This window comes from Pseudophaeobacter sp. EL27 (assembly GCF_900313025.1).
Classification (GTDB): domain Bacteria; phylum Pseudomonadota; class Alphaproteobacteria; order Rhodobacterales; family Rhodobacteraceae; genus Pseudophaeobacter.
This window is the reverse complement of the sequence record NZ_OMPQ01000009.1, coordinates 247,273-266,345: the sequence shown is the minus strand read 5'-3', so window position 1 is coordinate 266,345 and position 19,073 is coordinate 247,273. Positions and strand designations below refer to the sequence as shown.

21 protein-coding genes are annotated in these 19,073 nt (G+C 57.9%); 9 read left to right on the top strand and 12 right to left on the bottom strand.

What is annotated here, in order from left to right; all coding sequences use genetic code 11:
* The first annotated feature begins 27 nt into the window (after positions 1–27).
* Both ED661_RS22335 and speD read left to right on the top strand, forming a co-directional pair.
* Entirely contained in the window at positions 28–261 is a 234-nt protein-coding gene (locus ED661_RS22335) for a DUF1127 domain-containing protein (protein ID WP_122073586.1), read from the top strand.
* A 343-nt stretch (positions 262–604) separates the two neighbouring features.
* On the top strand, positions 605–1,051 hold the full coding sequence (gene speD, locus ED661_RS08980) for an adenosylmethionine decarboxylase (RefSeq protein ID WP_371412436.1): 447 nt from the start codon (positions 605–607) through the stop codon (positions 1,049–1,051).
* Here the strand turns inward: speD and alr are convergent.
* The 5 genes from alr to ED661_RS08955 are packed head-to-tail and all read right to left on the bottom strand — an operon-like array spanning position 1,048 to position 6,764.
* A complete protein-coding gene (alr, locus tag ED661_RS08975) occupies positions 1,048–2,205 on the bottom strand; it encodes an alanine racemase (protein WP_122073585.1) in 1,158 nt (385 codons plus the stop codon). The genes speD and alr overlap by 4 nt on opposite strands.
* Positions 2,198–3,409 carry an amidohydrolase gene (locus tag ED661_RS08970; RefSeq protein WP_122073584.1) on the bottom strand — a complete coding sequence of 404 codons (1,212 nt, stop codon included), beginning with the start codon at positions 3,407–3,409 and terminating at the stop codon, positions 2,198–2,200. The genes alr and ED661_RS08970 overlap by 8 nt, the downstream gene beginning before the upstream one ends.
* 39 nt (positions 3,410–3,448) lie before the next feature.
* Positions 3,449–4,474, bottom strand: a complete 1,026-nt coding sequence (locus ED661_RS08965) for a histone deacetylase family protein (RefSeq protein WP_122073583.1) — start codon at positions 4,472–4,474, stop codon at positions 3,449–3,451.
* 22 nt (positions 4,475–4,496) lie between these two features.
* Entirely contained in the window at positions 4,497–5,423 is a 927-nt protein-coding gene (locus ED661_RS08960) for a 3-keto-5-aminohexanoate cleavage protein (RefSeq protein ID WP_122073582.1), read from the bottom strand.
* A 3-nt stretch (positions 5,424–5,426) separates the two neighbouring features.
* Positions 5,427–6,764, bottom strand: coding sequence for an aspartate aminotransferase family protein (locus ED661_RS08955; protein WP_122073581.1), 1,338 nt, complete (start codon positions 6,762–6,764; stop codon positions 5,427–5,429).
* A 167-nt stretch (positions 6,765–6,931) separates the two neighbouring features.
* Here ED661_RS08955 and ED661_RS08950 point away from each other — a divergent pair, with 167 nt between their 5' ends.
* On the top strand, positions 6,932–7,900 hold the full coding sequence (locus tag ED661_RS08950) for a LysR family transcriptional regulator (RefSeq protein ID WP_122073580.1): 969 nt from the start codon (positions 6,932–6,934) through the stop codon (positions 7,898–7,900).
* Between the two features lie 5 nt (positions 7,901–7,905).
* Here ED661_RS08950 and ED661_RS08945 read toward each other — a convergent pair whose 3' ends face one another.
* From ED661_RS08945 to ED661_RS08930, 4 genes are all read right to left on the bottom strand, one after another.
* A complete protein-coding gene (locus ED661_RS08945; protein WP_122074078.1) occupies positions 7,906–8,679 on the bottom strand; it encodes an amino acid ABC transporter ATP-binding protein in 774 nt (257 codons plus the stop codon).
* A gap of 17 nt (positions 8,680–8,696) precedes the next feature.
* Positions 8,697–9,353 carry an amino acid ABC transporter permease gene (locus ED661_RS08940; protein WP_122073579.1) on the bottom strand — a complete coding sequence of 219 codons (657 nt, stop codon included), beginning with the start codon at positions 9,351–9,353 and terminating at the stop codon, positions 8,697–8,699.
* Positions 9,354–9,371: 18 nt separating this feature from the next.
* The gene (locus ED661_RS08935; protein WP_122073578.1) at positions 9,372–10,019 is read right to left on the bottom strand and encodes an amino acid ABC transporter permease; all 648 of its coding nucleotides are present in this window, start codon (positions 10,017–10,019) and stop codon (positions 9,372–9,374) included.
* A 126-nt stretch (positions 10,020–10,145) separates the two neighbouring features.
* The gene (locus tag ED661_RS08930) at positions 10,146–10,928 is read right to left on the bottom strand and encodes a transporter substrate-binding domain-containing protein (RefSeq protein WP_122073577.1); all 783 of its coding nucleotides are present in this window, start codon (positions 10,926–10,928) and stop codon (positions 10,146–10,148) included.
* A gap of 259 nt (positions 10,929–11,187) precedes the next feature.
* Here ED661_RS08930 and asd point away from each other — a divergent pair, with 259 nt between their 5' ends.
* A complete protein-coding gene (asd, locus tag ED661_RS08925) occupies positions 11,188–12,081 on the top strand; it encodes an archaetidylserine decarboxylase (protein WP_122073576.1) in 894 nt (297 codons plus the stop codon).
* Here the strand turns inward: asd and ED661_RS08920 are convergent.
* A complete protein-coding gene (locus ED661_RS08920) occupies positions 12,078–12,500 on the bottom strand; it encodes a PaaI family thioesterase (RefSeq protein WP_122073575.1) in 423 nt (140 codons plus the stop codon). The genes asd and ED661_RS08920 overlap by 4 nt on opposite strands.
* A gap of 58 nt (positions 12,501–12,558) precedes the next feature.
* On the opposite strand from ED661_RS08920, the gene ED661_RS08915 reads away from it, so the two are divergent.
* The 3 genes from ED661_RS08915 (at position 12,559) to gluQRS (ending at position 16,104) form a co-directional block, all read left to right on the top strand.
* Positions 12,559–13,341 (top strand): enoyl-CoA hydratase, encoded by a 783-nt coding sequence (locus tag ED661_RS08915; RefSeq protein WP_122073574.1) that lies wholly within the window; start codon positions 12,559–12,561, stop codon positions 13,339–13,341.
* 475 nt (positions 13,342–13,816) lie between these two features.
* Positions 13,817–15,160, top strand: a complete 1,344-nt coding sequence (trmFO, locus tag ED661_RS08910; protein WP_122073573.1) for a methylenetetrahydrofolate--tRNA-(uracil(54)-C(5))-methyltransferase (FADH(2)-oxidizing) TrmFO — start codon at positions 13,817–13,819, stop codon at positions 15,158–15,160.
* Positions 15,161–15,183: 23 nt separating this feature from the next.
* Complete coding sequence (gene gluQRS / locus ED661_RS08905) at positions 15,184–16,104, top strand: tRNA glutamyl-Q(34) synthetase GluQRS (RefSeq protein WP_122073572.1); 921 nt, start codon at positions 15,184–15,186, stop codon at positions 16,102–16,104.
* 110 nt (positions 16,105–16,214) lie between these two features.
* Here the strand turns inward: gluQRS and hisI are convergent, their stop codons facing one another.
* Positions 16,215–16,592 carry a phosphoribosyl-AMP cyclohydrolase gene (hisI, locus tag ED661_RS08900; RefSeq protein WP_122073571.1) on the bottom strand — a complete coding sequence of 126 codons (378 nt, stop codon included), beginning with the start codon at positions 16,590–16,592 and terminating at the stop codon, positions 16,215–16,217.
* A gap of 59 nt (positions 16,593–16,651) precedes the next feature.
* Between hisI and ED661_RS08895 the strand changes: the two genes are divergently transcribed.
* Together ED661_RS08895 and ED661_RS08890 are read left to right on the top strand one after the other, a co-directional pair.
* Positions 16,652–17,104 carry an iron-sulfur cluster assembly scaffold protein gene (locus ED661_RS08895; RefSeq protein WP_122073570.1) on the top strand — a complete coding sequence of 151 codons (453 nt, stop codon included), beginning with the start codon at positions 16,652–16,654 and terminating at the stop codon, positions 17,102–17,104.
* 58 nt (positions 17,105–17,162) lie between these two features.
* Entirely contained in the window at positions 17,163–18,617 is a 1,455-nt protein-coding gene (locus tag ED661_RS08890) for a methyl-accepting chemotaxis protein (protein ID WP_122073569.1), read from the top strand.
* A gap of 255 nt (positions 18,618–18,872) precedes the next feature.
* Here the strand turns inward: ED661_RS08890 and ED661_RS22330 are convergent, their stop codons facing one another.
* Positions 18,873–18,995, bottom strand: a complete 123-nt coding sequence (locus ED661_RS22330; RefSeq protein WP_256385554.1) for a hypothetical protein — start codon at positions 18,993–18,995, stop codon at positions 18,873–18,875.
* Between the last annotated feature and the right edge of the window lie 78 nt (positions 18,996–19,073).

The following is a 19,073-nucleotide window of genomic DNA, read 5'->3' as shown; positions in this document are numbered from 1 at the left end:
GTATCAACACAATAAAGGACCACGTTCATGACAACCTCTGCAACTCACAGCCCATCGCACACTTCCTACCTGAACAGCCGCCCTGCCCTGCCAGTGTTGGCCCAGGCGGCGGTTGCCTTTGCAGTCCTGGTCACCAAATGGTCCACCCGCCACAACACGCGAAAAGAGCTGCGCCATCTTAGCGCAGAGCAGCTAAAAGACATTGGGATCTCTCGCCAAGAGGCTCATTATCAAGGAACTCTTCCGTTCTGGCGCCCTTGATCCCCTGGGCAACGGAACCAACTGATGGCCGGGGCTTGTCCCCGGCCTTTTTTATGTCGCCCTTTTGCCCCTGCTTTTTGACCTTTTGGCATCCTTACTTGTTGCCTGTTTTGCGACAGCTGCACCCAGGCTGGCTTGCAGCTGTCGCGCCGCCCATGCTAGGCAGAACCACAGATTTTTGGACCAATTTACGATTTGACCACCCTGCTCAGCAACCAGGCCGCGTCAGGCCAGAATGGTCCGTTGCCTTTACTAGATTGCTCCCCAAGGAAGCCGAGGGAAAACCGTGAGTGACACCACAGAAACTCCCAGCACACAGAGAGCAAGGCCAGAAACCCTGCAGCTGAATCGCCCCCGACAGGCAACCGCCGCAACGCTGGATGCGCTCGCGCAGGCGGATCGCACCGATCACTTCATTCGCCGCGACAACAGGGTCTTTGCAGGCACCCATCTGATCATCGAAGTCATGGAAGGCAGCGGGCTGGACTGCGAAAAACGCATTCAGGATGCCTTCTGCCGAGCAGCGGAACTCTGTGGTGCAACCCTGCTTCACATTCATACCCATAGGTTCTCACCGCAGGGCGTCTCTGGCGTTGCGGTGCTCGGTGAAAGCCATATCACGGTGCACACCTGGCCAGAGATCGGCTATGGCGCTTTTGATGTGTTCATGTGTGGCGACTGCGACCCCTGGAAGGCCGTTGAGGTCTTCAAACAGGCCTTTGACACCGAAGATATCGCAGTGCGGGAATTGCTACGCGGGGCGGAGCTATTGTCGGGCGCAGCGCCCTAATCCCGATGCCCTGCTTTGGCGCCGATCGGTTCGGGAGCATCTGACATGATGCGCGGATTGCGTTGCCCCCAATCGGAAAAGAGATCCGCCATGATGGTGCCACTCAGCTGCTCGATCGCTTGCGAGTCGATCTCCTGATCGCCCTGCTGACCAAAAGCAACAACTTCGTCACTGATGGCAACACCGGGCACATCGGTCACATCCGCCACAATGGTATTCATCGAAATCGCCCCCATCACCGAGCATTTTTGCCCGCGGATCAACACCTCAGCCCCTTTTGACAGCTGACGGCTATAGCCATTGGCGTAGCCCAGGGCGATGCTCGCCAGCAGCCTGTCCCGGCGCAGAACGGTGGTGCGGTCATAGCCAATTGAGCTGCCTTTGGGATACGCTCCAATGCTGATCACCTGAGACTTCAAGGTCAGGGCCGGATGGAACTCTGGGCCGGGACCTGCAATGCCAAACAGAATGGCACCGCAACGCATCATATCCACCTGAGGATCCCCCCCCGCCGCCAGGGTCAATGTGCTGCCGGCATGGGTCAGAACATCCTCGCGCCTCAGGTGGCTATTGGCAAAGACCCAGGCCAAATCCTGTTGAAACCGAGCGACATTCTCCGCCAGCTCAGCGGGGTGATTGGAGGGAAAATGAGTACACAGCCCGACAATACGCCCCGCCGCGAGTTCCAGAATATTGTGACAGGCCTGCCGCCCCTCTGGCGTCGAGAGTTCCAGCCCGTCGCGCGACATGCCCCCCGCATTCAACGAGATATGCAGCGGTGGTAGCTCCCTCCCTGCCAATCTGTCCTGGATCGCCCGCAGCCCGGCCTCCGAGCCCACCAACTCCTCGACCCCCTCGCTCAGAGCCCCCTCCACCTCCTCGGGGGTGGCTGTACGCAGACGCAGAACCGCGCCCGCAAAGCCCGCATCACGCACCGCCCGCGCTTCTGCATTGGAGGAAATGCCAATATGGCTAACGCCCTGCGCCATCAGAAGTGGCACCATGTTTTGTATGCCATGCCCATAGGCATCGGCCTTGATCACGGCACAGAGCCGGGTCTGAGCCGGCAGCCGTTTCAGCGTCTGGTGCAGGTTTTGCGAGATCTGCGCGCGGGAGATTTCACACCAGGCGCTTTCTTGCAGATGGTTACGCATCGGGTGCAAGTGTCGGTACAACAGCAGCCCCCGGCCCATCCAGCAGCTGCGCAACAATTTCAATCAACACCCGCACCCCGATTGGGGTCAGGACATCGGGGAAATCAAAATTTGGATTGTGCAGTTGCGGCTGCGCCTCACCAGACCCGATAAACAGCATCGCCGCTTTGGCACCATCCAGCCCAAAGCGGCCAAAGTCTTCTGACCAGCGCATTGGCTGGTCCATGACATTGACAGCCAGACCTAATTTTGCAGCCGCCTGGGCCGCGAGATCAAGCGCGCTGCCCTCATTCACTGTCGCCAAAAACACATCATGCCAGGTGACACTGGCACTCACGGTCCCACCCTGTTCATCAGTCCTTGCCAGCGCCCCTGCCAGCTGTGCCTCTGCCTCTTGCACCAGCTGGTCCATGCGCGCATCGGTCTGGCTGCGCAGCGTCATGCGCAGCTCTCCGGCCCCTGGTGCGATTCCAAAGCTGGCCTCACCAAGCTGCGCATGGGTCAGGGTGGCGAGGGCAAAATCCGCACCCATCTTACCGCCCGGTCCCAGCGCAGGCAGGCACTGCATCAGATCAGAGATCACCATGGCCGGCGAGACCCCATCTTCGGGCGCCGCCGCATGGGAGGTCTTGCCGGAAAACCGGATCTTCATGCCGCGAGAGGCGCAGTTGCTTACCCTCCGGCGGAGGCCGAGCTCCCCCAAAGGCCGCCCCGGAACATTATGATAGGCAAAGGCAAAATCAGGTTTGAGTTCAGGCCAGCGCGGATCATTGATCACCCCTGCGGCCCCGGCACCGGTCTCTTCTGCCGGCTGAAACAGCAGGATCACCCGCCCGGATGCGGGGCGTTTCTTTAGCGCCAGTGCGACCCCTAGCACCATCACCATATGGCCGTCATGGCCACAAAGATGACCCTTCCCTTCGACCTGCGACCGATAGGGTTCCTGCGAAATCTCCTGAATCGGCAAGGCGTCCAGTTCACAGCGGATCATCACCGTCGGACCCTCCTGAGCGCCCCGAAATTCAGCTGCAACCCCATGGCCGCCCAGACCCGTCCAGATCCGGTCCGCGCCTGCATGCTCCAACTCTTGCACAACGCGCGCGGCGGTTTGCACCTCCTCCCCCGAGACTTCGGGCATTTGGTGCAGCTCCCGGCGCAGGGACTGGAGGTCTTCAAACTGGGTATCGGAGAGGGAGCGTGTCATGTCTGGTTCTTTCTTTGGCGGGCCCCAGGGGGCCTGTCGTCAACTGGCGGTCTGATAGCCTGTCAGGCAGCGTGTCAAGTTTTCACCCAGGCTGTCGCTCAGATATCCGCCCTCCTGCACAATAAGCACCGGCAGCCCCAGCTGAGCAAAAGCCGCGCCTATTCGTGCAAACCCGTCCTTGGTTACGGCAAGCCCCTGAAACGGATCATCAATCGAGGCATCCAGCCCCAGGGCAACAACCACAACATCGGCACCAAACAGTGTTACCCGCTCCAGCGCCACATCCAGCGCCTTGAGAAAGCCCTCATCATCGGTGCCCCGCGCCAGGGGCAGGTTTAGATTATAGCCAAGGCCTGCCCCCTCGCCGCGCTCCTGCGCATGGCCCCAGAAGAATGGGTAAAATCGATCAGGGTCAGCATGCAGCGAGACTGTCAGAACATCATCACGGCTGTAGAAAATACCTTGGGTGCCATTGCCGTGATGCACATCCACATCGACAATCGCCGGGCGCATCCCTGCCGCGGCCAGACGCTGTGCCGCAATGGCGGAGTTGTTAAGAAAGCAAAAGCCCCCGGCCATATCAGCAAAGGCATGATGCCCCGGAGGACGGGCCAGGACATAGGCCGATTGGCCACCGTCGCGCAGGTGATCCGCGCCAGCGATGGCTGATTGCGCCGACCAATAGGCCGCCTCCCAGGTGCCTTTGGCAATCGGGCAGGCTGTATCCGCTTGGTGATAGCCGGACTGGCCTGTTGCGGATTTCGGATAGCTGTCGCTGCGATTTGCAGGGTGAATATTCGGGATCACCTCCTCGCCCGCGTCTTTGATATACAGCCACCGGCGGTAGATATTCTTGAGAAAGGTCAGGTATTCAGCCGTATGTACCGCAGCGATCGGACCAAGCCCCACGTCCCGTGGCTCGGCAAAGTCGCACCCAGCCGCCAGGGCACCAGCCTGAAGCACCTCGATACGTTTGGGCTGCTCCGGGTTTGGCTGCGCCTTGCCGTTGGCCATAAAATGTTTGGGGTCATGGTGCCATTGGCGCGCGTCAAAGATCGCTTTCATCTCACTGTCCTGCCTTTATTTTTCAAATTGCGGTGCGGTCGGCGCCCTTGAGCCCCAGCATTTCGCGGGCCTCCTCCGGGCTTGCCACCTCACGGCCCAAATCTTCGACGATGCGGCGAATTTTGCGCACCTGTTCGGCATTGTCCTTGGCCAGAACCCCGCGCGAGATCATCAGGCTATCCTCCAGCCCAACCCGCACATGTCCGCCCATGGCGGCCGCCATGGTGATCAGCGGCATCTGTTGACGCCCGGCAGCCAGAACTGAAAACATATAGTCGCCACCAAAGAGCTTGTCGGCGATCACCTTCATATGCATCAGGTTTTCCGGGTCAGCCCCCATGCCGCCCAGCACTCCAAAGACAAACTGAATGAACAGGGGTTTTTGCACCAACCCCCGGTCGACAAAGTGTTTGAGCATATAGAGATGCCCAATGTCGTAGCATTCAAACTCAAACCGGGCACCGCGCTCCACCCCGAGCTCGGTCAGGATGCGGGCAATATCGCGTGGTGTATTCTTGAATACCAGATCATCCGAGTTTTCCAGGAAGGGTTGCTCCCAGTCGTGTTTCCACTCGGAAATCCGCGCCGCCGCCGGATAAAGCGCAAAGTTCATGCTGCCCATGTTGAGGCTACACATCTCAGGCGCGACCCGTTTGGGGGCTGCCAGCCGATCCTCTAGTGTCATCACCGCGCTGCCACCAGTCGAGAGATTGAGCACCGCATCGCAGGATTGCTTCAACTGCGGCAGGTAGCTCATAAAATCTTCTTCACTGGCTGAAGGTTGGCCGGTTTGCGGATTGCGCGCATGCAGATGCAGGATCGCGGCACCTGCCTCGGCCGCCCCCTGCGCCTGATCGGAAATTTCTGCCGGCGTTATCGGCAGATAGGGCGACATCGACGGGGTATGGATAGAGCCAGTGATGGCGCAGGTAATCAGGATCTTGCTCATGGGTCAGCCCGCCTTCGATTCGGAATGGATGTCCTGACTGAACTGAACCAGACTGGCATCAAGACCCTCGATGATTTCGTCAATATGGTCTGCATTCACAATCAGCGGCGGGCAAACAAGGATGTGATCCCCCTCGGTGCCATCCCGTGTGCGCCGCGAATAGACTATCAGCCCCTTGGCATAGGCCAGATCAACAAAACGCTGATGGGCGTTCAGACGGGCCGGTAGCGGCGCCTTGCTGTCGCGATCGGCCATGAACTCAAAGGCGGTCAACAGCCCCTTGCCCCGCACATCGCCAATCAGGTCATGTTTTTGCATCAAGCCATTGAGCCGCGCCAAAAGGGTCTCTCCCATCCGGGCGGCATTGGCACATAGGCCATTCATTTCAATCGTGTTCACCACGGCTAGCCCGGCCGCGCAGGCCAATGGGTTGCCCGCATAGGTAAATCCATGGGCAAAGCCGCCCTGGTCGAGTATCGGCGCAACCAGACATTCATCGGCAACAACGGCCCCGAGCGGCACATAACCTGCCCCCAGGCCTTTGGACATCACAACGATATCGGGCTGCGCCTGCCAATGGTCTGACCCCAGAAAGGCGCCGGTGCGCCCCGCTCCGGTCATGACCTCATCCATGATCAGCAAAATGCCATGTCGACTGCAAATCTCGCGGATCCGCTCCATATAGCCATTTGGCGGTACCAATGCCCCAGTGGACGCCCCGCCAACCGGCTCAAGGATAAAGGCCAGAACGCTCTCGGGGCCCTCGGCAAGGATCTGCGCCTCCAGCATATCGGCATAGTGATGGCCAGTGACCGGATCACTGGCGTCCAAACCGTCCAGATAGGCGCGCGGTGCGGGAATTTTTGGCATCTCCCGCATCATCGGCGCAAAGGGCGCGGTCAGCGGGGTATAGCCGGTCACCGCCAGGGCCCCAAGAGTGCAGCCATGATAGCTGGGGCTGCGCGAAATGACCTTCCAACGGCTGGCCTGATCGGTGGCAAGGGCATATTGCCGGGCCAGTTTGATGGCGCTCTCAACGGCCTCAGAGCCGCCTGAGACAAAGAACACCCGGTTCAGATCACCGGGCATCAGAGCTGCCAGTTTCTGTGCCAGCTGCTCTGACGCTTCGGTTTCAAAATGCAGCCGATAGCCAAAGGTGGATTTCTCCATCTGGCGACGCATGGCGGTCAGCACCTCCGTGTTGGAGTGACCGATGTTGCAAACCATCGCCCCGGAGGAGCCGTCCAAATAGCGCTTGCCATCCTTGTCCCACATATAGACGCCGCGCGCCTGATCCAGAACCGGCCTGCGCCCCTGTGCCTGATAAAACAGATTGCTCATTCTTTGCTTTCCATATGTCGCCGCCTTGCTGACCCGGCCAGACATACAGGCGCAAATTGGATTGCGGCAAAGCTGCTGGTGGCCGGAATGCGGGCTTGTAGGAACCATGCGAGAGCCGCTAGTATAGATCAAATAGATAATTGGAATTCTTGATATAGAGATGAGCTATGCGGGAAGACGACCCCCACTATGAGCCGGAACGGATTGCCCGCGAGCTGGATTGGAACCTGCTGCGCACCTTTGTGGTACTCGCTGAGAGCCATTCCATCACCGATGCGGCCAGCCAACTGAGGCTGAAGCAACCCTCTGTTTCCACGGCCTTAAAACGGCTAGAAGATCGGGTTGGCCGCAAGCTGATCAACCGCTCCCCCGGCCATTATGCCCTGACCGAAGCCGGGCGTCTGCTGTATCGCGAGGCGGTCGAAATCAATGGCTCGGTGCTGCGCCTGTCGACCCTGATGCGGGAAATGACCGATGATGTCCGTGGACATGTCCATATCGCCATGGCAAGCCATGTTGTCAGCCCACTGATCGATCAGGCCCTGACTGGCTTTCATCACGAACACCCCCTGGCCACGCTCAAGATTGATATCTTATCCAGCTCCAAGGCCATTGCCGAAGTGGCCGCTAAACGCGCCTCCTTTGCCATCTGTCTGGTCGGGGATCACAATCCCAACCTGGAATACCGCCGGGTATTTCGCGAGTATTTTGGCCTGTTCTGCGGCCCCCCACACCCGCTGTTTGGACGGGACGACCTGACAACTGCGGATCTGGAGGGTCATTCTTCGGTCAGTTTTGAGACTGATCGGCTGCAGGATGTTTTGAAACCGATCACCGTTATGCGAGCGCAGGCTGCCCTGGGTCAAAAAATCACCGGGGTCTCGAGCCACCTCGAGGAGGTGCGCCGGATGATCGTATCTGGCCTGGGCGTTGGACCATTGCCAGTCCACGTGGCCGAACGCGATGTCCGGGATGGTCAGCTCTGGCAGGTGCCCCCCTATGAGGACCTGCCCCCCATCGACGTCTATCTGGTCTGGAGCGAAAGCGCGACCAAGAACCGGGCCGAGCAGATCCTGCTCGACCGCTTGATCGCCGCAATTGATGAAACCCCGATCGAGCAGCGCAGCTACAGCTAGGCCTTTTAGGCCTGCTGCCCCGCCAGGTGCTTGCGTAGGAAATTCTGGGTCCGCTCATTCCTTGGGTTGCGGAAGATCACTTCGGGCGGGCCTTCTTCGACCACAACGCCCTGATCCATAAACAAGACCCGATCACAGACACTTTCGGCAAAGCCCATCTCATGAGTGACGATGATCATGGTCATATGTTCTTCGGCGAGTTGCTTCATCACCAGATTGACCTCTTCAACCAGTTCCGGGTCCAGCGCCGAAGTGGCCTCGTCAAACAGCATCACCTTGGGTTTCATCGCCAGAGCGCGTGCAATGGCAACCCGCTGTTTCTGTCCACCCGAGAGCTGCGAGGGGTAATAATCGATCCGCTCTATCATGCCGACCTTGGTCAGCTGCTCCTCTGCCAGGGCATTGGCCTCGGCCTCCGACAGGCCTTTGAGCATCTTTGGCGCCAGGGTCACGTTTTCACGCACCTTGAGGTGAGGAAACAGGTTGAAGTGCTGGAAAACCATGCCAATTTCCTGGCGCACCTCATTGATATGACGCTCATATTGGCGGTGCGGCAGATCCATGTTGATCTGCTTGTCCTCCAGCCAGATCTCGCCCCCCGTCAGTGGGTCCAGATCATTGATCGCCCTCAGCAGGGTGCTTTTACCCGACCCTGAGGGGCCGATGATGGCCACGATCTGGCCGCGGTCCACCTGCAGGCTGATGTCTTTCAGCACTTCCAAGGTGCCAAAGCTCTTCTTGGCGTGGCGGATGTCGATAAAGGGTTTCTGCTCGCTCATGTCTTTCTCCTGCCCGGTCATTTTGAAGCCTGAATGCGGCGTTCCACGCGGCGCAAGACGGCCTCCATGCCAAGGTTGATAATGTAGTAGATCGCCGCCACCAGGACGTAGAATTCAAAGGGGCGATAGGTGCTCCCAATGGCCCGCTGGGCGGACAAGGTCAGCTCGGAGACGCCAATGACCGAGACCAGCGCGGAGTCTTTCAAGAGCGCGATCATATTGTTGCCAATCGGCGGGATCACATCGCGCACCGCCTGCGGCACCACCACCTTGCGCAGCGCCTGCATCCGCGACAGGCCCAGGGTGCGGGCGGCCTCGATCTGGCCCTTGTCGACGGCCAGAATGCTGGTCTGGAACAGCTCTGAATTATAGACCGCAAAATGCAGCCCCAACCCGATCACCCCGGCCACGAAGGCTGGCACATCGATGCCAATCTGTACCAGGCCAAAATAGATCAGGAACAGCTGCAGCAGCAGCGGCGTGCCCAGAAACAGAAAGGAAAAGGCACGAAACGGCCAGCGCACCACCGGCGGCGCATAAAGCGCGATCACCGCCAGCAAGATGCCCCCAAAGAAGCTGACAATGGCCGCCCCCAGCGTGATGGCAATGGTCCAGAGCGCGCCCAGCAGCACGATGTCGAGGTATTTTGGAATGACGCTAAAATCGAGTCCCATGGCGTGTCCTTTCCCCGATCAATTCAGGCGGGCTTTGCGGTCGGCCCAGGCCACGGCCAGTCCGACAACATAGATGATGATCATGTACAAAAGCCCGGCAATCAGGAACATCTCGAACGGTTTATAGGTGGAGCCAATGTAGCGCTGCGCGGTATAGGTCAGCTCGACCACCGAAATGGCCGCCACAAGTGCTGTGCTTTTGATCAGGGTATTGAGGTTCACCCCTAATGGGCGGATCATCAGGCGCATGGCCTGTGGCAGTATCACATTGCGCATGGCCTGCCAGTTGCTCATCCCGAGGGTGCGGGCGGCCTCGCCCTGCCCCTTGTCGACGGAAATGATGGCGCCGCGCATGGTTTCAGTCATGTAGGCGCCAACATTGACCCCCAATCCGATGACCCCGGCCTCAAAGGCATCCAATTGGATGCCAATCTGCGGACCACCAAAGTAGAGAATAAACAGCTGGATCAGCGCCGGCGTGCCCCGGAACACACTGACATAGGCAGCCCCAAGGAAACGCAGACCCCGGAAACGCGACAGTCGCGCAGCGGTGCCCAACATGGCGCAGGTCAGGCCCAGAATGGCGGTGAGCACCGACAACACTATGGTTATCCAGGCCGCTTCCAGAAAGAAGGGAAAGACCCGTTGCATCAAGGCATAATCCACTGTCGTCTGTCTCCTCGAACCGCGCTTGTATTAGTGCCCCGCTGATAGTGCAAAGCCGCCGCGCTTAAAACAGCCCCGCCCTGGTGTCTCGCAGAGAAACCTGAGCGGGGCCGGGTCTTGATTGGTTTAGCGAATGTCGCCGCCAACCCACTTGTTGGCAATCTCAAGATAGGTGCCATCTTCCATCATCGCGTCCAGCGCGCCCTGCATAGCCGCGGCCAGCTCTGGGTTGCCTTTGCGGATGGCGATGCCAGCGCCGAATTCTTCGGTCTCAAAATCGGTGATCATGACATAGTCCTGACCGGTTTCTTTCATCGCTAGGATGGCCGCAATCGAGTCGTTGACGATGACATCAACACGACCGTGCTCCAGCTCCAGCAGCAGTTCCGGCAGGCCTTTATAGGTGCGCACGTCGTAGCCCATTTCACGGGCCCAGGCCTCATGGGTTTCACCCAGTGTCAGACCAACCTTGGCTTCGCCCAAAGCAGCCGCCGAAGTGATGCCGCCGGGCTTGGCAAAGATGGCACGTTTGGTGGTGTAATAGGGGCCAACAAAATCAACCACCTGCTGGCGTTCCTCAGTAATCGACATGGAGCCGACGATGGCGTCGTATTTGTTGGCCAACAGACCACCAATGATACCGTCCCAGGCTGTGGTGACGATTTCAACTTCAACACCCATACGCTTGGCGATCTCGGCGCCCACGGCCGGGTCAAAGCCCACGACCTCATTGCTGTCGTTGACAAAATTGAAGGGAGGGTAAGCGCCGCTCATGGCGATGCGGATAACGCCGTCTTCTTTAATCTTGCTCAGTTCTTCGGCCATTGCAAAGCTGGCAGTTGTCAGGCTGGTGGCCAGCGCAAGCCCTGCAGCCAATGTGGTTTTCAAAAGCGTTCTACGCGATGTCATGGGTCACTCCTTTGTCGGTTCTGATTAGCTCTCTCAGGGCGTAGCGGCCTCCGCCTTGGCCCCTTGGCATCTACGAAGAGACGCTTGCACAGCACGCACCCATTGGACAAACAGATAACGGGAATGATAATTATTGCTAAAATCTATACTCACCGCCAAGCTCCCAGCCTTAGGCAGGCCTCGCGCGCCAAAATCCCCTTGAGACCCAGCCGCTGCCTCTGTTAGGCGGCGAGGGGTAAGGCAAAGCAAGGCGGATCCCATGCAAAACACCCCCATTCAAGTGGTCAACCGGGACACAGGCCAGTTTTTTGACGAGGTCATCCTTGGTGAGAAATGGATTCGCTGGGCCTATCAGGACGCCAGCTCCAGCCTGGTGGAACGTCTGCTGTTTCGCTCCCCCCTCATGAGCCGGTTGTTTGGCCTGTGGTATGACAGCACCCTGTCGCGCGGCAAGATCAAGGCTGTGATTGATGAGCTTTCCATTGATATGGATGAAGCCCAGAGACCCGCCGCAGACTACAGTTCGTTTAATGATTTCTTTGCCCGTCACCTCAAACCCGAGGCGCGCCCCTTTTCGGAGGACCCAAACGAGATCATTTCCCCGGCGGATGGCCGGGTCCTGGTCTTTCCCAAGCTAGACGGGGACGCCTTTGTGCCGGTCAAAGGTCATCCGATGTCGATCACCTCAATGCTGCCCGGGTTCTCGGAGCAATTCCTGGGCGGTGCATTGGCGATTGTGCGGCTCTGCCCTGCTGATTACCACCGCTATCACTTTCCCGCCTCAGGTCAGATTGAAACGACGCAAGACATCCCCGGCGCGCTGCATTCCGTCAACCCCATTGCCCTGGGTGCTGGGCCCGATGTTTTTGGCGAAAACAAGCGCTGCAACACGCTGATCAAAAACGACAAAATCGGCACCTACTGCTTTTCGGAAGTTGGCGCCTTTGGGGTCGGATCCATCATCAACACCACCTCATCGGGCCCCGTCAGCAAGATGCAGGAAAAGGGCTATTTCAAATTTGGCGGCTCCACCGTCGTGGTGGTGTTTCAGCCCGGTCAGATTAGCTTCAGCGAGGATCTTGTGGCCAACAGTGCGCAGGGGCGCGAAACCCTGGTGAAGGTCGGCCAGCCCTTGGCAACAGCTATCGCTTAGCGCTCCGGTGGGATCGAATAGGTCATGGTGGAGCGCGCCACCAGCTTATCCGATCCTTGCGAGAACATATGCACATCGCCCACCGCCAGGCTGCGCCCCAGTTTCAGCAGCTGGCCTTTGGCAATAATATCGCGCCCGGACTCAGGCTTGCGCATAAAATCCAGCGAGCAATTGGTGGTCACCGCCAGCGCCTTGGTGCCAAGGCGCGACAGCACCAGCGCATAGACGGTGACATCTGCCAGGGCAAACATCGACGGGCCAGAAACCGTCCCACCGGGGCGCAGATGGCGCTCAGCCACTTTCAGGCGCATGGTGATCCCCTCCATCGATAGGGCATCAATGGCAAAATCATCCGCCACTTGCGGAAATATTTCACCCATATAGGCCTCTAGCCCTGCGACATCGAATGCCAAACCCATGCTTTTCCTCTCCCTCTTTGCGCCCTAGAATTCACCCATAACCTAGGAGGAGAGCAAGATGGCAATTCTGGAACGTCACGACAAAAATGCGGTGGCCCATCTACAGATGAATGCACCTGAGCGGCTGAACGCCCTGTCGGACGAGATGCTGGAGGCCCTGCAGGCGCAGATCGATGCCCTGAAAGATGACAGCAGCATCAAGGCGGTGGTCCTGTCCGGCAACGGCAAAGCCTTCTGCGCCGGTCATGACATTCGCCAGATGACAGCCGGACGCGATAGCGAGGACAAGGGGCGCGCCTATTTTGAGGGCCTTTTTGCCCGCTGCACCTCTGTGATGCTGGGATTGCAACGCCTGCCGCAGCCGGTGATTGCCCAGGTTCATGGCATTGCCACTGCCGCTGGTTGCCAGCTAGTGGCCTCTTGTGATCTGGCAATTGCCAGCGAGGACTGCCGATTTGGTGTCAATGGGGTCAATATCGGGTTGTTCTGTTCTACCCCCATGGTGGCCCTGTCGCGCAATATCCCGCGCAAACATGCCTTTGAACTGCTCACCACCGGAGAGTTCATGTCCGCGCCGCGCGCTGCGGAACTGGGGCTAATCAACCGTGCGGTCCCCGCAGAACAACTGGAAGCCGAGACCCGCGCCATGGCCGACACGATCGCCTCAAAACTCGGCGCCGCCGTGAAGGTTGGCAAAGAGGCCTATTACCAGCAACTCCAGATGCCAATCGACGCGGCCTATGCCTATACCAGCGAGGTCATTGTCACCAATCTGATGCAGCCCGACACTGTTGAAGGTATGCAGGCCTTTATCGAAAAACGTAGCCCGGATTGGGAATAATCGAAATTTTTCGGAAAATTTTAGGCTTTGTTTACCATTACGGATTTATTGTTTCTATATCAGGCCTTTTAATCGGGGCAAGATAATGGCAAAGATTGGGCACGGGTTACGACACAGGTCCTAACACCGACACAATTTGGGCCGCTGCAGCGGAAGGTCCCTCCAACCGGGAATCTCTCTCCCCGGGTGACATTCCCGCGCAGCGGCCCCAAATTCCCTCCCCTACAGATCAATTGCGCGACTTTGGATCGATATGACCCGCGCGCCCGTTGCATTGCGCAAAAAACAGAAACGATGCCCTGATTTGGGCCCGACTGTTGCCCACCCTTAAACTCCTGCGGTTTGTCCTCTGACGGAAAACGGGCTTGGGGCTGGCAATCTACCGCTGCCATCTTTGCCCGATTGTGCCCCTTTGCTGCCACATTTGGCGCCATGCAATATTGCTTAAGGGCGCGCTCTGCCCTATTTGCCCCTCATGACAGAGACATTGAATATCGTGGGCGGCGGCATGGCCGGGTCCGAGGCGGCATGGCAGGCTGCGAACATGGGCGTTAAAGTGGTGATCCACGAGATGCGACCCAAAGTGGAAACCTTTGCCCATCAGACCGGCAATCTGGGCGAGATGGTCTGCTCCAACTCCTTTCGCTCAGACGATGACGAGCAAAACGCTGTCGGCCTGCTGCACTGGGAAATGCGCGCCGCAAATGGCGTGATCATGGCCACAGCCGAAGAACACCGTCTGCCCGCCGGCGGCGCCCTGGCTGTGGATCGCGATCCCTTTGCTGAAACGGTAACCGCCAAGCTGAAAGCCCATCCCAATATCACAGTTTCCTACGAGGAAATCACCGCCCTGCCCGAAGAGGGCCACTGGATCTTTGCCACCGGCCCTTTGACCTCTAGCACCCTCGGCCAGGCCATTCAGGCTGAGACTGGCGCCGAGGCTCTGGCCTTCTTTGATGCCATCGCACCGATCATCTATGCTGAGAGCATCGACATGTCGCAGGCATGGATGCAGTCACGCTATGACAAGGGTGAAACCGAAGAAGAGCGCACCGCCTACCTCAACTGCCCGATGACCAAAGAGCAGTATGAGGCTTTCATCGACGCGCTGCTGACCGCAGACAAGACCGAGTTTCACGAAGGCGAGACCGCCGGCTATTTCGACGGCTGCCTGCCAATCGAGGTCATGGCTGAGCGCGGTCGCGAAACCCTGCGCTTTGGCCCGATGAAACCTGTGGGCCTGACCAATCCGCACAAGCCAGAGGAAAAAGCCTATGCCGTGGTGCAGCTGCGCCGCGACAACGCTCTTGGCACTCTGTTCAATATCGTCGGCTTCCAGACCAAGATGAAATATGGCGCCCAGACCGAGGTCTTCAAGATGATCCCCGGATTGGAAAATGCCAGCTTTGCCCGGCTTGGGGGCATTCACCGCAATACCTTCCTCAACTCGCCCACCCTGCTCGATCACCAGATGCGGTTGAAATCCCAGCCACATCTGCGCTTTGCTGGTCAGATCACCGGCGTCGAGGGCTATGTTGAAAGCGCCGCCATGGGGCTGCTGGCCGGCCGCTTGGCCGCCGCCGAGATCCTCGGGTTGGAACTGCCCCAGGTACCGCAAGACAGCGCCATGGGGGCGCTGATCCATCACATCACCGGCGGTGCCGAGGCCAAGACCTTCCAGCCGATGAATGTCAATTTTGGCCTGTTCCAACCGGTTGAGGGTCTCAAAGGGGGGCGTCGCGGCCGCAAGGATCGCTACAAAGCCTATACTGATCGAGCAAAAACGGCCTGGACCAGCTGGCTGGAAAACTTCGCCTGAACGACTTCAAGGGGGCAGATCCCGTGACTTTCATCACCCGCTTTGCCCCCTCACCCACTGGCCCTTTACACCTGGGCCACGCCTATTCCGCCCTGCTGGCCTATGACAAGGCCATGGCTGAGGGGGGGGGATTTCTGCTACGGATCGAAGACATTGACCAATCTCGTGCACGCCCTCAGTGGGAAGCACAGATCTATGAAGATCTGGAATGGCTTGGATTGTGGTGGCCCAAACCGGTAATGCGCCAGTCAGAGCGCCAGTCAATCTACGATCAGGCTCTGGACCGTCTGTGGCAGTTGGGTCTCCTCTACCCCTGCACCTGCAATCGTAAAGACATCGCCGCCGCAGCTGCCGCCCCGCAGGAAGGTTCGCCTCTGCTGGGGCCAGACGGGGTAATCTACCCCGGAACATGCCGGGGGCCGTGGGAACAGGTCTTTTCTGATCAGCACCAACGCCCTCAAAATGTTCCCCTTAGGCTCGATATGGAAAAAGCGATCGGCATGGTGCCCAGCCTGTTTCAGAATCGCATAGTGCCCGGAAAACCTTTTGCTAGCTTTGGCAGTTTTCTGGAGACTGGAACCGGACCAAATGGCGAACGGGGTCTCGTTGAATTCACACAAGATAACATGGTTAAAACCATCGGCGATGTTGTTCTTTCCAGGCGCGGCATGGGAACCTCCTACCATCTATCTGTGGTGTTGGACGATGCGGCCCAGGGCGTGAACCACGTCATTCGGGGTCAGGATCTCTTTGAAGCAACGCGGATACATATATTGCTTCAGGCCCTGTTGAACCTTCCACATCCAACCTACCACCACCACAGTCTGGTCCGCGATGAGACAGGCAAACGCCTCGCCAAACGCGATGACGCTCGCGCAATTGCCAAATACAGACAAGACGGCGCCTCCCCCGCTGACATCCGAAGCCTTGTTGGCCTGGATTAGCCAGCGGGCCTGTCCCGGCGCGCCCAATGCCCGACTTCATCTTTCCATAAATATTCCCGCCGGAGGTAGCGGCGCCTTAGCGCCGCCCCCTTTCCTGATACAGTCTACTCTTAAACCATAGGTGCCATCAGCTCCTGCTCCTCGCCGTCGCGAACCGCAGTATAAAAACAACTGCGCCGGTTGGTGTGACAGGCAGGGCCAACCTGCTGCACCAGGGCCAATAGACAATCGCGGTCGCAATCCAGGCGCAGATCTACCAGGCTTTGCACATGGCCCGAGCTCTCGCCCTTGACCCAAAAGGCCTGGCGCGACCGGGACCAATAGGTCACTTTTCCCGTCTCAAGGGTTTTGGCAACGCTTTCGGCGTTCATCCAGGCCATCATCAGAACCTCACCGCTCGCCTCATCTTGGGCAATACAGGGGATCAGACCGGCGTCATCATATTTCAGGCTATTGGGATCAAAGGACATGGTAAAAACCTTTTGCATCTTGGATTTGCGTGCCTATGTATGGGGAAGAAACCCCAAGGGAAAGCCCAAGGCCTCAGATGTCCAGCGAAACCGATCTCATCAAGCTCTATTCTTCCCGCATTTTGGCCCTGGCTGCCGATATTCCATTTCTTGACCGATTGGAAAACCCCGACGCCAGTGCAAAAAAACGTGCGCCGCTGTGTGGATCAACCGTCACGGTGGATCTCAACGTGCAGGACGGATGCATCACAGCCTTTGGCCAGGACGTCAAAGCCTGCGCTCTGGGACAGGCCTCGGCCTCGGTTGTTGGACAAAACATCATTGGCCGCTCTCTTGCCGAGGTGGAAACCGCACGAGATGAGCTGAAAGCCATGCTAAAGGACGACAAACCTGCCCCCAAATCCCCCTTCGCGGATTTGGAAGTTCTTATTCCGGCACGCGAATTTAGAAACCGCCATGCCTCGATCCTGCTCTGTCTTGAAGCCAGCCTGGAGGCCTTCAAGGCTGCTTTGCAGAAAAATTGCGCTTAACCTCACCTTTATTTTAATCAAATAGAGTGGTCCCGTTGATTTAGAACGGGACCTGAACATGCAGCTAAACACCCATGACATGGTAGCGGTAAATCCTGCGACAATGCTTGCCGAGTGCGACACTGCACAAGACCTCGAAGCACGTAACCTGCAGCTCAATCACCTGACCCAGATCTCCTCACAGCTTGGTTATGAGATTGTCGATATCGCCGGCTTTCTCGATCAGATGGATCAACAATCACAAGGCCAGATCTCTGCACTTCAGGACCTCACCCGTGAGGCAGATCGCGTTTTGACGTCAAATGGTCAGGTGCTTGATACCATTCAAACGGTCTCAACCGCCACCGAGGAAACCCTGCAATCCGTTCAGACCTCGGTGAAGTTTGTCCGCGACAACAGTGGGCGCAGCCAGGAAGTTGCCGAATGGGTCAATGACCTAGAAGACCGCACGGACCAGATCGGGGTGACCGTGGATGCGGTGCGTAAAAACAACGAAATGATCACCAATATCGCCGCACAGGTGAACATCCTCGCCATCAACGCCAAGATTGAGGCCAGCCGCGCGGGCGACGCCGGGCGCGGGTTTGCCGTTGTGGCAGAGGCAATCAATGATCTATCCAAACGCACCCAGACAGCCGCGCGTGAGATAGGCAACAATATCGAAAACCTGTCCAATTGGGTCACGCTTTTGCACGATGAGACAGTTGAGATTTCGCGCTCCGCCGAGTTGATCCTGGGGCAGGCCAGAGAGACAGACAACTCGCTCCAAAGCATCGAAGAAAAAGCCACGGCTGTGAATGCCCAGACAGCCCAGATCCTCAGCGAGGCCGCCGAAGTCAAAAACGCCGTGAGCAGCTTTGCTCCAAATATCAACCGCATCGGGAAATCCGTGGCGGGAACCACCACCGGGATCCATGATACTCATCTCCGTGTTGAAAACCTGATTTCCTCCTCCGAACAACTGGTGCAGGGCACCGTCGCCCTCGGCGGGCAATCCACGGACAAGAAGTTCATTTCATTTGTGACCGAGTTGAGTAAAAAGGTCGGGGCCATCTTTGAAGGGGCCTTAAACGCCGGAAAGATCACGACCGATGCGCTGTTTGACAAAAACTATCGGCTCATCCCCGGAACCAATCCAGAACAATACACCACCGGATTTTTGAAACTCACGGATGCCGCACTGCCACCTTTGCTGGAAGCGGCGCTGGATTTTGATCCGCGGGTGGTGTTTTGTGCGGCGATTGACATCAATGGCTATCTGCCAACGCACAATAAGAAATTCTCTCACCCTCAGGGCGCAGATCCCGACTGGAACACCGCAAACTGCCGAAACCGACGGATTTTTGATGACCGCGTTGGCCTAAAGGCAGGTCGCAATTCGGAGGCCTTTTTGATGCAGGTTTATCGCCGGGACATGGGAGGCGGCAACTTTGTGATGATGAAGGATCTCTCTGTGCCCGTTTTTGTCGGTGCCCGTCATTGGGGTGGCATCCGCATGGGATTCAAATCCTAGTCAAACCTTGCAACCACAAAAAGCGAAAAAAAACCGCCACACATCCGGGCAGATGGTGGCGGCAGGAAATGCGTCTTTATGCGGGGTTCAGATGCCTGTCCCGATTGTTAGGCGCAATCGGGTGGATAAGTTCAGGCGGGGATCCAATGACACCGGGATGGATGTCAACGCATCTGACATAAAGACGACAGGCAGAAACTAGAAATAGGTATTCAGAGGGCAGAAAAAAGCAGGCTGGCAATCACAAGAGTGCGATCACAAAAAGCCCGGCAGATGAAGGGCAACAACAAGCATCACGATCAAGGCAGCAGCGCCAAGAGCATCCTGCAACAGGGTGGATTGGGCATTGTGCAGGGTTGTCTTCAACTGGGTCATCATCAGAATTGTCTCCACTACTCGCTGTCGGGGTTCAGGGGCTAACCTTGCCGTTCTTCGCCGGCCTCTTGTTGCCTCTTT

Excerpts from the sequence above, each read along its gene's own strand:
- ED661_RS08970 (WP_122073584.1), bottom strand. The coding sequence starts at position 3,409 with ATGACACGCTCCCTCTCCGATACCCAGTTTGAAGACCTCCAGTCCCTG.
- ED661_RS08895 (WP_122073570.1), top strand. The coding sequence starts at position 16,652 with ATGTCCAGCGAAACCGATCTCATCAAGCTCTATTCTTCCCGCATTTTG.
- alr (WP_122073585.1), bottom strand. The coding sequence starts at position 2,205 with ATGCGTAACCATCTGCAAGAAAGCGCCTGGTGTGAAATCTCCCGCGCG.
- ED661_RS08930 (WP_122073577.1), bottom strand. The coding sequence starts at position 10,928 with ATGACATCGCGTAGAACGCTTTTGAAAACCACATTGGCTGCAGGGCTT.
- ED661_RS08965 (WP_122073583.1), bottom strand. The coding sequence starts at position 4,474 with ATGAAAGCGATCTTTGACGCGCGCCAATGGCACCATGACCCCAAACAT.
- ED661_RS08915 (WP_122073574.1), top strand. The coding sequence starts at position 12,559 with ATGGCAATTCTGGAACGTCACGACAAAAATGCGGTGGCCCATCTACAG.
- ED661_RS08890 (WP_122073569.1), top strand. The coding sequence starts at position 17,163 with ATGCAGCTAAACACCCATGACATGGTAGCGGTAAATCCTGCGACAATG.
- ED661_RS22335 (WP_122073586.1), top strand. The coding sequence starts at position 28 with ATGACAACCTCTGCAACTCACAGCCCATCGCACACTTCCTACCTGAAC.
- asd (WP_122073576.1), top strand. The coding sequence starts at position 11,188 with ATGCAAAACACCCCCATTCAAGTGGTCAACCGGGACACAGGCCAGTTT.
- ED661_RS08960 (WP_122073582.1), bottom strand. The coding sequence starts at position 5,423 with ATGAGCAAGATCCTGATTACCTGCGCCATCACTGGCTCTATCCATACC.
- ED661_RS08950 (WP_122073580.1), top strand. The coding sequence starts at position 6,932 with ATGCGGGAAGACGACCCCCACTATGAGCCGGAACGGATTGCCCGCGAG.
- ED661_RS08955 (WP_122073581.1), bottom strand. The coding sequence starts at position 6,764 with ATGAGCAATCTGTTTTATCAGGCACAGGGGCGCAGGCCGGTTCTGGAT.
- trmFO (WP_122073573.1), top strand. The coding sequence starts at position 13,817 with ATGACAGAGACATTGAATATCGTGGGCGGCGGCATGGCCGGGTCCGAG.
- ED661_RS08940 (WP_122073579.1), bottom strand. The coding sequence starts at position 9,353 with ATGGGACTCGATTTTAGCGTCATTCCAAAATACCTCGACATCGTGCTG.
- ED661_RS08920 (WP_122073575.1), bottom strand. The coding sequence starts at position 12,500 with ATGGGTTTGGCATTCGATGTCGCAGGGCTAGAGGCCTATATGGGTGAA.
- ED661_RS08945 (WP_122074078.1), bottom strand. The coding sequence starts at position 8,679 with ATGAGCGAGCAGAAACCCTTTATCGACATCCGCCACGCCAAGAAGAGC.
- ED661_RS22330 (WP_256385554.1), bottom strand. The coding sequence starts at position 18,995 with ATGATGACCCAGTTGAAGACAACCCTGCACAATGCCCAATCCACCCTG.
- hisI (WP_122073571.1), bottom strand. The coding sequence starts at position 16,592 with ATGCAAAAGGTTTTTACCATGTCCTTTGATCCCAATAGCCTGAAATAT.